Source organism: Streptomyces sp. NPDC059455 (assembly GCF_042750115.1).
GTDB lineage: Bacteria > Actinomycetota > Actinomycetes > Streptomycetales > Streptomycetaceae > Streptomyces > Streptomyces endocoffeicus.
In genome coordinates this window covers 96,057-111,181 of record NZ_JBHYVB010000009.1, presented here as the reverse complement: position 1 = coordinate 111,181, position 15,125 = coordinate 96,057, and the positions used below count along the sequence as shown (strand labels likewise).

Sequence of the window (15,125 nt, the reverse complement as noted above, 5' to 3'; positions counted from 1 at the left end):
CAACACTGAGGGGGGGCCGCGCCCCCCCCGCGCCCCCCCCCCCCCCGGCACCCGGTTATACCGGGTTTAACCCCCGCGGGGGGGGGGGGGGGTCCACTGTCACGGGGAGACACGGGTGCGTGCTGGTGCCTCAGGTGCGGTAGGCGTAGTAGAGCGAGTTCGGGTACGAGGCGATGATGCTCGCCACGGACTTCCGGTAGGTGTTCACCGAGTGGTAGGTCATGTACGGCACACCGCTGGAGCTCCGGTAGGTGACGATCATGGTGTGGTCCTTGGACCCGTCCTTGTCGAAGTCCATCTGCATGACGTCACCGACGCCCATGTAGTAGACGTTCGCCAGGTTGGTGGCCCGCTTGGCGTCCAGGGTGAACCAGGACCACTCGTTGGTGCCCACCCAGGACGTCGACTGGTACGAGGTGTCGTACCACCAGCTGCGGTAGTCCTCGGCGTCGCCGGACTTGTTGGCCCAGCCGCCCGCCTTCAGGGCCTGGCTCACGAAGTTGGTGCAGTCCCCACCGGCCTCGTTGAACTTCCGGTAGGCGGGGTTGTAGTTCTGCCAGTACTTCTCCGCGTACGAGGCCATCGCCGCGTAGTTGTAGCTTCCGGCGGGCTTCGTCTGCGGCTGGGACGGCTTGGAGATGGCGGCGGGCGTCGCCTCGGGCAGGGCCGTCGTCCGGGCCGTCGCCACCCGCGCCGTGGCGGGTTCGTTGACCGCCAGCGGGCCGTCGTCGGTCGAGGTGAGGCCGGTCAGCTGCCACTTCCCGTCCGCGGTGGCGGCGAAGCTCAGCCGGTGGTGTGCCTGGAAGCCGGTGGTCGCGGGCTCGTCGCCGCGTATCTTCTTGTAGGCCAGCGTCGTGGTCTCGGTGGCCTGGACCGTGGCGTGCCCGGCCTCGACCCGTATCCGGTCCACCGCCACCCGGGTGTCGGCGGAGGTGTACGCCTCGCCCAGGGCCGCGAGCCGAGCCTTGCGGGTGTGCAGCGTGGACAGCGCGGTGTCCTCGGTCCTGGTCTGCCCGGCCGACAGGCGGACGTTCTTCTCGGCGAGCGGGGCCGCGCGCCGCACCGAGGCCTTGTTGTTGTCCAGCAGAGCCGCCGTGCGCTGGGTCAGCACCGCGTCGGCCAGCCGTCCGAAGGACCGCGCGGTCGCGGTGTCCACGGTGCCGACCGCCGCCGGGCTCTCCGCCGCGCTCGCGGCGGAGGCGGGCAGGACCACGGCGGACAGGGCCGCCGTCAGCACGGCCCCCACGGCGGATCTGAAGGTCGTTGACTTCACGTGATTTTCCCCTCCACACTCCCGGACCGGACGGGCCGGGGTCACCGAATCATCACATGAACTCCGCGTCCGTGGAGCTCATGTGATGATTTCGGGTGTGCGGAGGCCGGGCCCGGTCCGGCCCGGCGCCGTCACCAGGTGACGGGCAGTTCGTGGGCTCCGTAGATGATCATGTCGCTGCGCATCCGGACCTCCTCCGGGGGCACGGCGAGCCGCAGCCCCGGGAACCGGCGGAGCAGTCCGCGGTAGCCCGCCACCAGCTCGATCCTGGCCAGATGCTGTCCCAGACACTGATGGATGCCGTAGCCGAAGGCGAGGTGGCTGCTGCGGGGACGCCCTACGTCGAGCCTGTCCGGGTCGTCCACCAGCGCCGGGTCCCGGTTCGCCGCCGGGACCGAGACGGCCACGGACTGGCCCGCCGCGACGGTGACACCGCCGACGACGACGTCCTCCAGCGCGATACGGACGGGGAAGGCGTTGACGATGCTCAGGTAGCGCAGCAGCTCCTCGACGGCCTGGGGCAGGAGCGACTCGTCGGCCCGCAGCCGCTCCAGCTGCTCGGGCTCGCGCAGCAGGGCGAAGGTGCCGAGGCTGAGCATGTTGGTGGTGGTCTCGTGACCGGCGATCAGCAACAGCCCCGCGATGCCACCGATCTCCTCGTCGTTGAGCTCGTCGACGGCGGTCAGCAGGGAGATCAGATCGTCCCGCGGATCCTTGCGCTTGGCCTCGACCAGGGTGCGCAGGAAGGTGTCGAGCTCGGTCTTCCCGGCGACGAACTCCGCATCGGTGCGGTCCTGGCGGAGCAGCCGCGCGGCGACGGACTGGAAGAGCTCCCGATCCTCGTACGGCACACCGAGCATCTCGCAGATCACCAGTGAGGGGATGGGCATGGCGAAGTGCCGCACCAGGTCGGCCGGTTTGCCCGCCGCCTCCAACGCGTCCAGCTGGTCGGCCACGATGTCCTCGATGCGGGCCTCCAGCTCCCGCATCCGACGCACCGTGAAGTACCGCGTGAGCTGGCCCCGGTAGTGGCCGTGCTCCGGCGCGTCCATGGCCAGGAACGACCCCGCCCCGCTGCTCCGGTCCCTGCGGACCGACTCGGGGACCGGCCGCATCGCGTCGTCGCCACGCCAGCGCTCGGCGCTGAACCGGGCGTCCCGCAGCACCTCCCGCGCCTCGTGATACCCGGTCACCAGCCAGCCGGTGCTGCCGCCCGCGAACCTCAGGGGGCTGATCGGCGGCCCGGTGAGCAGTGCGCGTGCCGGATTGATGTAGTCGTCCCGCTCTTTCGGATACGAAGGGAGGTCGTGGAGATCTCGCAGGTCGTCATGGGTCGTGGGCATCGGAGCGTTCACGATGGGTCTCCTTCGTGATCCTCGAACTGCCCCGGGGCGAACGTCCCGGAGCCGTCGGCCGCGGTCTTCGATAGGGAACGCTACCGATAGGGTTCCCTACTGAACAGGGGGACTGATCGGCTACCGTACGGATCTGGCCAGGTTTCCGAACAGTTGGGGGAGAGGGGCACACCGATGCCGCCGCAGCGGTCAAAGACCGTGGAAGCGCTGATCGTCGGGGCGGAGCGGGCGTTCGCCGAACGCGGCTTCCACGGGGCGTCGATCGGCTACATCTGCCAGTGCTCGGGCAGGACCACCGGCGCCTTCTACTCCAACTACGACAGCAAGCTGAAGCTCTTCCTCGATGTCTTCCGGCGGCACAGCGACCGCACCGCCGACTACATCGGGGAGCGGATCGACGAGATGGACACCGAGCGGGACCTGGCCCCCCAGCTCGCCCGGACCTTCGCCGAGATCTTCAACGGCGAGCATCTGGACGCCCGCTGGGTCTTCATCCACCTGGAATTCCGGCTGATGGCGCTCCGGGACGGCGATGCCGCCGTCGCGCTGGTGGATCACGAGAAGCGGTTCAGCCGCCGCATCGGCACCATGCTGGACGGGCTGTTCGACCGGGCCGGTCACCAGCCCGCCCTGCGGGGCACCGAACTGGCCGCGCTGCTCGGCGCGATGACGCGCGGCATCAAACTGGACCGGGGCATCTACGCGGCGGGCGGTGTCGACGACCCGCTCTCCACCGACCAGGTGGCGATGGCGCTGGAGGGCCTGTTCCGCTCGGTGGCCTGAAGCCGGTCCAGATCCGTTCGGTGTGGTGCTTCGTCAAGCGGCTGAACCTGATGCGTCCTGAGGGTCAGCCCGCCCTGCGGAAGCTGTCGACGGGGCCGCCGAAGCCGCCCTCCGGGCCCTTCCAGTTGATCGCCAGAGCGTCGTCGCCCTTCATGCCGACGGTGCCCTGGCCCCGCCCTCCGTCGCTGCCGCCCTTGCACGACAGGGTCAGGGAGGGCTCGTCCGCGCCGCCCTTCTGGCCGGGCTTGAGCGTGCCGGTGCAGTCGAGCTTCGGGCCCTTCGCCGTGACCTTGCCGTCCGCGACGGTGAGGGTCTCCAGGTCGTCGGCGGACTTCGCCGCCACGATGGACTTCCAGGAGCCCGCCGAACGCTCCATGATCGTGCCCCGGGCCGACGGGCCGGAGCTCGGCGACTGCTGGGCGGCCTGAGTGGCCTTGGTGGCTCCGCCGCTCGGCTTCGATTCCTTCTTCCCATCGTCGCCGCCTCCGCAACCGCTGATGACAAGGCCGACAATGACCGAAGTGACCGCCATGTGCACTGTCTTGCGCACGTGAATTCCTTTCCCCGTACAACTGAGCACGTCAACCTAACAGGCCGCCGCCCCGCGGAACCGGCCTGATGCGTACGGCACTGTCCGAGACCCCGTGTACCGGTCAATAAAGTACGTCGGAGCGCGGATCGCCGATCGGCCCGCGCGGGATGACGCGGCGGGGGGAGTACGGCTGTGGAGGCACGGGCCCACACCGGGCGGCTGGACGAGTTGCTGCACGAGGTGCGGCGACAGATGAGCCGGGGGGCCGGGGCGGATCCGCGGCCGGTACTCGACTGGCTGGGCCGGCAGATCGACGCCGATGTCGCGCTGGTCGGCGGCGCGGGCGCGGTCGAGACCTCCACCGCGCGCTTCCCGCGGCAGATCCTGCCCTCGCTCGAACCGACGCTGGCACGGCTGTCCGGCGGGCAGATGGCCGCGGCGGCCACCGAGAGCGGCGCCCTTCAGGTGCGACTGGAGGCCCTCGGCCCGCACGCGCCACGGCCCGTGCTGGTGGTGGCGGGCACCTCGGCGCCCACCCGCGAAGCGGCGTCGCTGGTCTCGCACGCCGGGAGTCTCATCGCGCTCCTGGACCGCGCGCAGGACGCGGACACCACCTTCCGCGGCTATCAGCACAAGGCGCGGCAGCTGCGGTTCGCCGTCTTCAGCGCCCTGCTGGCGGGAGATCTCACCCTGGCCCGCCGGATGACCACCGGCGCCGTCCCCTCGCTGCTGGACGCCGCACGGCTGCGCGTCTATCTGCTGCACTGCCCGCCGGAGGACCGGGACCGGCTGGCGCAGACCTATCAGGACGGCTCGGGCTATCACGGCACGGGCCTGATGGTGCACTGCCCGGCCTTCAAGGAACACCTCATCTGCCTGGTCGCGGACGGGTCCGCCGACGGATCCGACGACGAGACCGGTGGCCGGTTCGCCGACGAGCCCGACACCGACCCCCGCGACTTCGCCGACGACCCCGAGGCGGCCCACGGCCAGGGCACGGTGCTGCGCCGTCTGGTGCGGGAGAACTCGCTCTACGCGCTGGGCATCAGCAGCCCGTATCCGCTCGACGCCACGGCCGAGGCGTACGGGCAGGCCCTGCACGCCCTGGCCGCGGCGCGCCATACGCCCGAGCGGATGGCCGCCTACCTCGGCCGGACACCGCTGGTGCCCCTGCTGCCCCACACGGAGGCGGGCACCTGGGCCCGCGCCCTGCTGCGGCCACTGGGCTCCACCCCGAGAGCCACCCTGGACATCACCCGGCTCGCCGTCACCTTCCCCCGGTCGGCGGTGGCCCGGCTGCTGGACATCAGCCGCAACACCGTGTCCCACCACCTCAGCCGGGTGGAGGCCACCCTCGGCCTGGACCTGGGCGACGTACGCACCCGGGCCGCCCTCGACCTGGCCTTCTGTCTGACCGGAGGGCAGCCGGACGGCGGCTTCGGCCCCGAGGACGGCTTCGGCTCCACAGGTGGCTTCGGCTCTACAGGTGGCTTCGGGGCCCAGGGCGGGCGGCCGGTGCCCACCCTGGACGAGTTGTTCCGCACCGAGCCCGCCCACGCCTGGGCGCGGGAGTTCCTCCGTCCGCTCCAGGACACCCGTGGCCGCGATCTGCACACCACCCTGAGCGCCTGGATCGACGCGAACACCGACGCCCAGCGGACCGCCCGCCAAGTCGGTCTCAGCCGGAACACCGTCAGGGCCCATCTGCGGGCCGCCGAACACCTGCTCAGCCGGGATCTGCTCACCACCGGCTCCGGGATTCACGACCTGGTGCACGCCCTGCACATCACCGGGCTCCACCCGGCGGACTGACTGCGCACCGTGCACATGTCGCGGGCGGGCGATGCGCACCGTGCACCGTTGCCCGCCCGCATGATCGGCTTTAGCGTCACTCTTGCCGCACCGCGCGGGAAACGAAGCCCCGCCTCCCAGCGTGGCGGGCGGTCTGTATCACCACGAGGGGAGTGATGCAGACCGGCGCCGTACGGTGCTCACAGCTCCGAGGGCTTCTTTCCCGCGGTGGGCGCGGTGCGCGCTCGGGGACGTGCCGGTACACGTCCCCGAGTGACGGCGAGCACCGCACCCGACAGCAGCACCAGGGCGCCCAGGGCCTGGAGACCGCCGAAGGACTCGCCCAGGAAGACCATGGAGCACACGGTGTTGACCACCGGGACCATGAACATCATCAAGGACGCGGACGCCGGGCCCACCGCACCCACTCCCCGGTAGTACAGGAGATTGGCCACGGCGGCCGGGCCGATGGCGAGGAACACCACGTTCAGCCAGAGGCCGGCCGGCAGCCCGTCCCAGTGCACCTCGCCGAGGTCGGGCGCGGCGAGCGCCCCCAGCAGCACCGCCCCCGCACACGTCGCGTACGTCGTGGCGCGCAGCGGGTCGATCCCGGCCAGCACTCGGGGCCCGATGAGGGTGTACGCGGCCCAGCACACCGCACTGAGCAGATACAGCAGATCGCCCGAGAGCCGGGTGGTGCCGCCGTGTGCGCTGCCGCCCGCGCCGAAGAAGAACACCACCGCCCCGGCGAGCCCGAGGGCGAGCCCCGCCAGCCGCCCCCCGGAGGCCCGTTCACGGCCGGTGACCAGGAGGAAGGCGCTGGTCAGGACCGGGCTGAGGACGGGGATGACGATGCCCGCGTCGAGCGAGGGCGCCAGCGACAGCCCCCAGAAGAAGAAGCCGTTGTAGGCGAAGACCCCCAGGACGCCCGCGAGCGCCGCGCGCCGCCCGCCGCCACGCGCGGAGGCCGGGGAAGCCGCGGAAGCCGGGGTGGCCGCCGGTTTGCCGAAGACCGCCACCGCCGCCAGCAGGGCGACCGCCCCGCCACCGAAGCGCAGCAGCGCCGCCACGGTGTGCGGCAGCTGGGCCACCACCGACTTGGAGCTGGAGAAGGCGCTGCCCCACAGCAGCATGGTGACCGTGAGCAGGAGGTACGGGCTCTTCCATCCCTTGTCTTCAGGCATGCCCCGACCCTGGCCCGTGGCCTCGCCCCCGGTCTTGAACGCTGGTGCGCCGCCCCGGCGCCACGCGTTCCGTATCGCCACTCTGTCCGTTCCGTGAGGAATACCCCTTCCCGAGATGTGGAACTGGGTAGGTGTCACCCGTGGCACCGGAGCCCCGGCAGCCGACCCGTGATCCGGACCGTCCACGACGGTTCCCGCTTCGGAAGGTGGTAGGTGGTCCCGTTGAACACCGCTGACCAGGAGACACCCCGCGAGCGCAAGGAGTTTCGCCGCTCCATGCCGCACTTCGCCGACCGGATCACCGCCGACGGCCGGGACGGCTGGCCGGTGGAGGCCGGGCGCTATCGGCTGGTGGTCAGCCGGGCCTGCCCCTGGGCGAGCCGTGCGCTGGTCTCACGGCGGCTGCTCGGCCTGGAGCCGACCCTGTCGCTGGCCATCACCGATCCCATCCAGGACGAGCGCAGCTGGCGCTTCACCCTGGACCCGGGGGACCGGGACCCGGTGTTGGGCATCGGGTTCCTCAGCGAGGCGTACGACGCCCGCGAGACCGGATATCCGGGCGGGGTGAGCGTGCCCGCGGTGGTGGACGTCCCCAGTGGCCAGTTGGTCACCAACGACTACCACCGGATCACCCTGGACCTCGCCACCGAGTGGACCGCCCTCCACCGTGAGGGCGCCCCGGATCTGTACCCCGAGGAGCACCGCGACGAGATCGACGACGTGGCGGAGGACATCTACCGCGATGTGAACAACGGTGTGTACCGCGCGGGCTTCGCCGAGCACCAGCACAGTCACGACGACGCGTACCGGCGGCTCTTCGCCCGCCTCGACGAGCTGTCCGAGCGGCTGGCCACGCGGCGCTATCTGGTCGGCGACACCATCACCGAGGCCGATATCCGGCTGTTCACCACGCTGGTCCGGTTCGACGCCGTGTACCACGGCCACTTCAAGTGCAATCGCAACAAACTCAGCGAGGACCCGGTGCTGTGGGGGTATGTCCGTGATCTCTTCCAGACGCCGGGTTTCGGGGACACCGTCGACTTCGACCACATCAAGCGCCACTACTACCAGGTGCACACCAACATCAACCCCCGCCGCATCGTTCCGCTCGGCCCCGACCTCTCCGGATGGCTGACGCCGCATCACCGCGAGGAGCTGGGTGGGCGCCCGTTCGGCGACGGCACCGCACCCGGGCCGGTGCCGGACGGCGAGGTGGTGCCGGAGGAGGGCCGGGTGGCTTGAAGTCGCACATGTCGCATTCCCGTGCCGCCTGGCGCCGCATGTCGCTTCGTTCGCCCGGTCTTCAAGTGATCGGCACACCTGTTACACACATGCCATGTGTGCGCCCCGGCTCGGGCGCCACCTCGGCCCCGGCCGTGGCGGCCAGGCCCGACATGACGCACGTCACCTCGCACAAGGGACACGATGCCGGGTGAGCTCGGTGACCTTTCTGTGAGGGATTGGCGCCCATGAGGTGCGCACTTGTGCCGGTCGTGTAATCGGAAAGTGGCGGAATGCCCGGTTCCGGACTTGGCTGATTCGCAGCGTGGCGAGCCCCGTGGTTACATCCCATTCCGCGCTCGGCATCCACGGATCCCCGGTTCCTCCGGAGCCCCGTGACCATGCCGCGGGAGCCGATTCCCCTCGGCCCCCAAGCGCTGCTTGCAAGCTCAACGAGACAGTCACCCAAGGGAGACGCAACAATGAACAACGCGCCCAAGGTCACGACCCAGGAGATCTCCGACGCCGAGCTGGACAACGTGGCCGGTGGCATCGGCAACCCCGTGGGCGACGTCCTCGGCACCGTCGACTCCGTCACCGGCCCGGTGACCGGCGCCCTCGGCACCGTCACCGGCACGGTTGACGGTGTCACCGGCCTGAACACCACCGGCATCGTCGGTGGGGTCGTCGGCAGCCTCTGAGGCTGACAGACCGCCTTCCCTGTGCCCCGGGCCTGCCTGGTCCGGGGCACTCGGCGGTCCACGCCGCCCTTTTCGATCACTCCCTTCGCGGTTGAGGAAAGACTCTCGTGCAGTTCCGCCAGCAGGCCCTCTCCAAGGCACAGTCGGCAGAGGACATCGACCTGCCGGTGCGCTACGCCCGTCCCCAGGGATGGCTGGCGCTGGCGGTCACGGTGGTGGTCATGGCCGGGGCCGCCGTATGGGCCGTCACCGGCACCGTGTCCAGCACCCTCGACGCCACCGGGATCCTCACCCACGGCCAGGGCAGCTATGTGCTGCAGAGCCCGATCGCGGGCCAGGTGACCTCCGTCCTCGCACAGGAGGGCAGCACCCTCCCGGCGGGCGCACCGCTGCTGAAGGTCCGCACCACCCGTGGCACCACCGTCGTGCGCACCATCGCCGCCGGCCGCCTCACCACCCTCTCCGCCTCGATCGGCTCCGTGCTGAACACCGGCGCGAACGTGGCCTCCGTGGAGCGGGTCCGACACTCCGACGACCCGCTGATGGCGACCCTGTACGTCCCCGCGGACCGGGCGGCCTCGGTGCGGGTGGGCGCGTCGGTCGACCTCAGTGTGCAGTCCGCGCCCACGCAGACCTACGGTGTGCTCCGCGGCGAGGTGCGGGCCATCGGCCGGACCGCCCAGTCCAGCCAGCAGATCGGCTCCTACCTCGGCAGTGAGCAACTCGGCGAGGAGTTCTCCAAGCACGGCCCGCCGGTCGCCGTCCAGGTACGCCTCGACCGCGAGCGCGGCACTCGCTCCGGCTATCGCTGGTCGTCCCCCGAAGGCCCGCCGTTCGCCCTCGGCTCCATGACCCTGACCGACGGCACCGTCCACCTGGACGCCCAGCACCCCATCGATTGGCTGCTCCCGTGACCGCGACGAACGAGGCCGGACCGCCCCGGCCCGCACCCGCCGGAAGCAGCGGGGCACGCCGTCCCCAGCCGGCCCGCGGACGGCGGCGCGCCCCGCGTGGCGGAGCCGGGCCGAGGAAGCCCCGGCGCCGTACCGTACGCACCCCCACCGTGCTCCAGATGGAGGCCCTGGAGTGCGGTGCGGCGTCGCTCGCCATGGTGCTCGGACACTACGGGCGCCATGTGCCGCTGGAGGAGCTGCGGATCGCCTGCGGTGTCTCCCGGGACGGCTCGCGCGCCAGCAATCTGCTCAAGGCCGCCCGGAGCTACGGTCTGCGCGCCAAGGGCATGCAGATGGAGCTCGAGGCCCTCGTGGAGGTCCAGGCCCCGGCCATCCTGTTCTGGGAGTTCAACCACTACGTCGTCTACGACGGCATGGGGCGGCGGTTCGGCAAGCGCGGGGTCCACATCAACGACCCCGACAAGGGGCGCCGCTTCGTCCCCATCGAGGAGTTCGACACCAGCTTCACCGGTGTGGTCCTGGTCTTCGAACCCGAGGAGTCCTTCCGCCGCGGCGGGCGCCGTCCCGGGGTGCTGGGCGCCCTGCCCGCGCGCATGCGCGGCACCACCGGCACCTTGCTGGCCTCGCTGCTGGCCAGTCTGCTGCTGGTGGCGGTGGGGGCCGCGGTCCCGGCGCTCAGCCGCACCTTCATCGACACCTTCCTGATCGCCGGCCAGGACTCGACGCTTCAGCCGCTGTTCGCGTCCATGGCCGTGGCGGTGGTCCTCACCGCTCTGCTGACCGGTGTCCAGCAGGCGAACCTGCTGCGCGGGCGCATCATCTCCTCGACCCTCAGCAGCGCGCGGTTCCTGCGCCATCTGCTGCGGCTGCCCGTCACCTTCTTCGCCCAGCGCAGCCCGGCCGACCTGGTCCAGCGGCTGCGCTCCAACGACACCGTCGCCGAGACGCTCGCCCGCGATCTGGCCGCCGCGGCCGTCGACGGCGTCGTCGTGGTGCTCTACGCCGTGCTGCTGTGGACCTACGACCCCCAACTCACTGGTGTCGGCGTCGGGTTGGCGCTCCTCAACGTGGTGGCGATACGGGTGGTGGTGCGGCTGCGGGCCACCAGGACCCAGAAGCTGCGGGCCGACACCGCGCGGCTGACCACCACCTCGTACACCGGTCTCCAGCTCATCGAGACGGTGAAGGCCACCGGCGGCGAGGCCGGCTACTTCCGCCGCTGGGCCGGTCAGCACGCCATCACCCTGGAGGAGCAGCAGCGCCTCGGCGTGCCGAGCTCCGTACTGGCCGTGGTCGCCCCCACCCTCGCCACGCTCAACAGCGCCCTCATCCTCTGGATCGGCGGGCTGCGGGCCGTCGAGGGCCATATCTCCATCGGTCTGCTGGTGGCCTTCCAGGCGCTGGTGACGCGCTTCACCGCGCCCATCACCCGGCTCAACGGAGTGGCCGGGCGCATCCAGGACTTCTCCGCCGACGTGGCCCGGCTCAAGGACGTGGAGAACTTCCCGGTGGACTCCCTCTACACCCGCGACGAGCCGCGCGAGGACACCCGCCGGCTGACCGGGCAGGTGACCCTGGAGAACATCACCTTCGGCTACAACCCGCTGGACGAGCCGCTGCTGCGCGACTTCTCGCTGTTCGTCGGGCCCGGCCGGCAGGTGGCGCTGGTCGGCGCCTCCGGCAGTGGCAAGTCCACCGTCTCCCGGCTCGTCTCCGGCCTCTACACCCCCTGGGAGGGGGCCATCCGCATCGACGGACAGCGCCTGGAGGACATCCCCCGCGGCGCCCTGGCCGCCTCCGTCTCCTTCGTGGACCAGGAGATCTTCCTCTTCGAGGGGACGGTGCGGGACAACGTGGCGCTGTGGGACCCGTCGATCCAGGACGAGGCGGTGGTGGAGGCCCTGCGGGACGCCGCGCTCTACGACGATGTGATCGCACGGCGCCCGGAGGGGATTCACTGCCGGGTGGAGCAGGACGGCCGCAACTTCTCCGGCGGTCAGCGGCAGCGACTGGAGATCGCCCGCGCCCTGGTGCGCCGCCCCAGCGTGCTGGTGCTCGACGAGGTCACCAGCGCCCTGGACGCGCGAACCGAGCAGCTCGTCATGGACAACCTGCGCCGTCGCGGCTGTGCGTGCGTGGTGATCGCCCACCGGCTCAGCACCGTGCGGGACAGCGATGAGATCCTCGTCCTGAACCGCGGCACGGTCGTCGAACGCGGCCGGCACGAGGACCTCGCCGCCGCCGGAGGCCCGTACGCCGAGCTGATGAAGGAGCACTGACATGGCGTCCGTTCACCCGGCCGCGGCGGTGGCCGCGGACGGCGGCGACGCGGTGGTCCAGGCGCTGGGCGCCCTCGGCACGCCCGTCGACTGCGCCGGGCTGCGCAGCCTCCCGCTGGAGGGCCCGCAGGTGCTCTGGCTCGTCGTCGGCGGCGCCCTGGACCTGTTCGCGGTCGACGCCGCCGAGGAGGGGCAGTGGCACTTCCTCGGCCGCCTGGAGACGGGCGCGGCGCTCCCCGGCCCGGTCGAGGGGCCGCGCCACACCCTGCTGGGGAGGCCCTCGCAGGACTGCCTGGTGCGCCGCATCCCGCTGCGCGAGCTGTACCGCCCGGAGGCCCACGACACGTACGGCACGGGCCAGTCCGGCGATCCGTACGCCACGTACGGCGGCGGATTCCAGGACACCCCGCCCACCCCGCTGGAGCACGCCGTGGCGCTCGGGGTGAGCCGCAGCCTCGGCGTCCTCTTCCAGGCCCCGCTGGACGGCGGGGCCGCGGCCGACGCGGAGGCGGCCGACGAGGACCTGCTCTGGCTTCCGGTGCCGCCCGGCAGTGTGCGCTACGGCGCCGAGTACAGCGCCCAGGCCGCCGGTGACCTGCTGATCGACGGCGCGTTGTGGCAGCGGATGGTCAACCAGCAGTACCGCCTCGGCACCGCCGTGGACCGCTGGATCGAGACCATGGAGCGGGCCCACGCCGACCGTACGGCGGCCGGTATCCGGGCCGGTGAGGCCGTGCGCACCCGCGCCGACCAGGCGCTGATCGCCTCCATCGGAGGGTCCCGGCGGGACCGGCGGCCGTCGGAGGAGAGCACCGACGACGCCGTGCACGCGGTGTGCCGCGCCGTGGCGGAGGCCGCCGGAATCACCCTGCCCGACCCGCCGAGGGGCCGCGCCACCGACGACCGTACGGACCCGGTGGAGCGCATCGCCGCTCACGCCCGGATCCGCACCCGCGCCATCCGGCTGGAGGGCCAGTGGTGGCGGGAGGACGCCGGACCGCTGGTGGGCTACCGCGCCAAGTCCGGGGCCCCGGTGGCGCTGCTGTGGCGGCGTGGCCGGTACGAGGCGGTCAACCCCGCCTCCGGCCTGCGGATCCGTGTGAGCGGCGGCAACGCGGCGGAGTTCGAGCCGCGGGGCGTGATGTTCTACCGTCCGCTGCCCGACCGGCCGATGACGATGTGGCGGCTGATGCGCTTCAGCGTGCGCGGTGCCGCCGGGGACGTCCGCAACCTCCTGATCAGCGGGCTGGTGACGGTGGCGCTCGGCGCGTTGGTGCCGCTCGCCACCGGCCAGGTGCTGGGCGGCTTCGTACCCCGCGCCGAGAAGAGCCCCATCGTCCAGATCTCCCTGGCCCTGATCGTCGCCGGCGTCGTGGCGGCCGCCTTCATGCTGCTGCAGAACCTGACCCTGCTGCGTCTTGAGGGGCGGCTGGAGTCCACCCTCCAGCCCGCGGTGTGGGACCGGCTGCTGCGGCTGCCCACCACCTTCTTCGCCCAGCGCTCCACCGGAGAGCTGGCCAGTGCGGCACTCGGCATCAGCACCATGCGCCGGGTGATGTCCGGGATCGCCCCGACGGTCCTCCAGGCCGGGACCATGGGCGTGATGAACCTCGCCCTGCTGCTGTACTACAGCGCCTCCCTGGCGCTCGCGGTGATCGCCGTACTGCTGGTGGTCTCCGGGGTCTTCCTCGGCATGGGGCTGTGGCAGGTGCGCTGGCAGCGACGGCTGGTGGAGAGCGAGAACAAGCTCAACAACCAGGCGTTCCAGACCCTGCGCGGTCTGCCCAAGCTGCGGGTCGCCGCGGCCGAGAACTTCGCCTACGCGGCCTGGGCCCGTGGCTTCGCCCACTCCCGCGATCTGCACCAGCGCACCGGGCGCATCAAGAACCTCACCCAGGTGCTGGACTCCGTCTACCTCCCGCTGGTGTCCCTCGCCGTGTTCATGCTGCTGGCCGGTCCGGCGCGGGGGAGCATGTCGGCGGGCGCCTTCCTGACCTTCAACACCTCCGTGACCATGCTGCTCACCTCCCTCACGCAGCTCACCAACTCCCTGGTCTCGGTGGTCGCGGTCCTGCCCATGTTCGAGCAGGTCAAGCCGATTCTGGACGAGCCGCCCGAGGTGCGCGGCGGCAGCGCCCAGCCGGGGCAGCTCTCCGGTGACCTCCGGGCCAGAAGCCTCACCTTCCGCTACGGCGACGACGGGCCGCTGGTGCTCGACGATGTCTCGCTGGAGATCCGGCCGGGCGAGTTCGTGGCCGTCGTCGGCCCGAGCGGCTGCGGCAAGTCGACCCTGCTGCGGTTGCTCATCGGCTTCGAACGGCCGGTGTCCGGCAGTGTGCTCTACGACGGCCAGGACCTCGCCGCCCTCGACCAGGCGGCCGTGCGCCGCCAGTGCGGGGTGGTCCTCCAGAACGCCCAGCCCCTGGGCGGTACGATCCTCGACTGCGTCCGCGGCGCCGAGCCGTACACCCCCGAGGAGGCCATGGAGGCCGCCGAACTGGCGGGTCTGGCCGAGGACATCCGGCAGATGCCCATGGGGCTCCAGACCATGATCTCCGGCAGCGGCGCCATCTCCGGCGGCCAGCGGCAGCGGCTGATGATCGCCCAGGCGCTCATCCGCCGTCCTCGCATCCTCTTCTTCGACGAGGCCACCAGCGCCCTGGACAACGAGACCCAGCGCATCGTCATCGACAGCACCCGCCGGCTCAACGCCAGCCGGCTGGTGATCGCACACCGGCTGTCGACGGTCATGGACGCCGACCGCGTACTGGTCATGGAGGACGGCCGGATCGTGGAGCAGGGCGCCCCGGCCGAGCTGATGGCCATCCCGGGCGGCAAGCTGCACGAGCTGGTGCGGCGCCAGACGCTCTAGGTGTGCTGTCCGGAGAGGTTGGTGACGCGGCTGGCTGGGGTTTGGCCGGTAGCGAGGCGTCCTGGTGCGGTCAGCCGCAAGGCGCCGAATCGGCCTCGAGGGGGCACCGCCCGGACGAAGTCCGGGGGAGGGCCTACTCGGTCGGTTCGGCAATGCCGCAGGGGGCACCTCCCGGCGGTAGCCGGGGGCGGCCGTGCCAGGGCGGCGAGCGGGGCACACC

The 15,125-nt window shown here is 71.5% G+C and carries 11 protein-coding genes; 7 read left to right on the top strand and 4 right to left on the bottom strand.

Annotated elements, in window-relative coordinates:
• Positions 1-130: 130 nt before the first annotated feature.
• Complete coding sequence (locus ACFXB5_RS05155) at positions 131-1,273, bottom strand: amidase domain-containing protein (protein WP_385202534.1); 1,143 nt, start codon at positions 1,271-1,273, stop codon at positions 131-133.
• A 131-nt stretch (positions 1,274-1,404) separates the two neighbouring features.
• Positions 1,405-2,628: a cytochrome P450 gene (locus ACFXB5_RS05150; protein ID WP_385202531.1), complete on the bottom strand. Its 1,224-nt coding sequence runs from the start codon at positions 2,626-2,628 to the stop codon at positions 1,405-1,407.
• A 174-nt stretch (positions 2,629-2,802) separates the two neighbouring features.
• Between ACFXB5_RS05150 and ACFXB5_RS05145 the strand changes: the two genes are divergently transcribed.
• Positions 2,803-3,411, top strand: coding sequence for a TetR/AcrR family transcriptional regulator (locus tag ACFXB5_RS05145; protein ID WP_385202528.1), 609 nt, complete (start codon positions 2,803-2,805; stop codon positions 3,409-3,411).
• Positions 3,412-3,475: 64 nt separating this feature from the next.
• Here the strand turns inward: ACFXB5_RS05145 and ACFXB5_RS05140 are convergent, their stop codons facing one another.
• Positions 3,476-3,961: a hypothetical protein gene (locus tag ACFXB5_RS05140; RefSeq protein ID WP_385202525.1), complete on the bottom strand. Its 486-nt coding sequence runs from the start codon at positions 3,959-3,961 to the stop codon at positions 3,476-3,478.
• A 174-nt stretch (positions 3,962-4,135) separates the two neighbouring features.
• Here ACFXB5_RS05140 and ACFXB5_RS05135 point away from each other — a divergent pair, with 174 nt between their 5' ends.
• Positions 4,136-5,755 carry a helix-turn-helix domain-containing protein gene (locus ACFXB5_RS05135; protein ID WP_385202523.1) on the top strand — a complete coding sequence of 540 codons (1,620 nt, stop codon included), beginning with the start codon at positions 4,136-4,138 and terminating at the stop codon, positions 5,753-5,755.
• Between the two features lie 179 nt (positions 5,756-5,934).
• Here the strand turns inward: ACFXB5_RS05135 and ACFXB5_RS05130 are convergent, their stop codons facing one another.
• Positions 5,935-6,918 carry a DMT family transporter gene (locus ACFXB5_RS05130; protein ID WP_385202520.1) on the bottom strand — a complete coding sequence of 328 codons (984 nt, stop codon included), beginning with the start codon at positions 6,916-6,918 and terminating at the stop codon, positions 5,935-5,937.
• Positions 6,919-7,194: 276 nt separating this feature from the next.
• Here ACFXB5_RS05130 and ACFXB5_RS05125 point away from each other — a divergent pair, with 276 nt between their 5' ends.
• From ACFXB5_RS05125 to ACFXB5_RS05105, 5 genes are all read left to right on the top strand, one after another.
• Positions 7,195-8,160 carry a glutathione S-transferase family protein gene (locus ACFXB5_RS05125; protein WP_385202541.1) on the top strand — a complete coding sequence of 322 codons (966 nt, stop codon included), beginning with the start codon at positions 7,195-7,197 and terminating at the stop codon, positions 8,158-8,160.
• A gap of 461 nt (positions 8,161-8,621) precedes the next feature.
• Positions 8,622-8,840, top strand: coding sequence for a type A2 lantipeptide (locus ACFXB5_RS05120; protein WP_385202518.1), 219 nt, complete (start codon positions 8,622-8,624; stop codon positions 8,838-8,840).
• Positions 8,841-8,947: 107 nt separating this feature from the next.
• A complete protein-coding gene (locus tag ACFXB5_RS05115) occupies positions 8,948-9,754 on the top strand; it encodes an HlyD family efflux transporter periplasmic adaptor subunit (protein WP_385202516.1) in 807 nt (268 codons plus the stop codon).
• Positions 9,751-12,033 (top strand): NHLP family bacteriocin export ABC transporter peptidase/permease/ATPase subunit, encoded by a 2,283-nt coding sequence (locus tag ACFXB5_RS05110; protein WP_385202513.1) that lies wholly within the window; start codon positions 9,751-9,753, stop codon positions 12,031-12,033. Before ACFXB5_RS05115 ends, ACFXB5_RS05110 begins: the two co-directional genes overlap by 4 nt.
• Before the next feature lies 1 nt (position 12,034).
• The gene (locus ACFXB5_RS05105) at positions 12,035-14,905 is read left to right on the top strand and encodes an NHLP bacteriocin export ABC transporter permease/ATPase subunit (RefSeq protein ID WP_385202510.1); all 2,871 of its coding nucleotides are present in this window, start codon (positions 12,035-12,037) and stop codon (positions 14,903-14,905) included.
• The last annotated feature ends 220 nt before the right edge of the window (positions 14,906-15,125 follow it).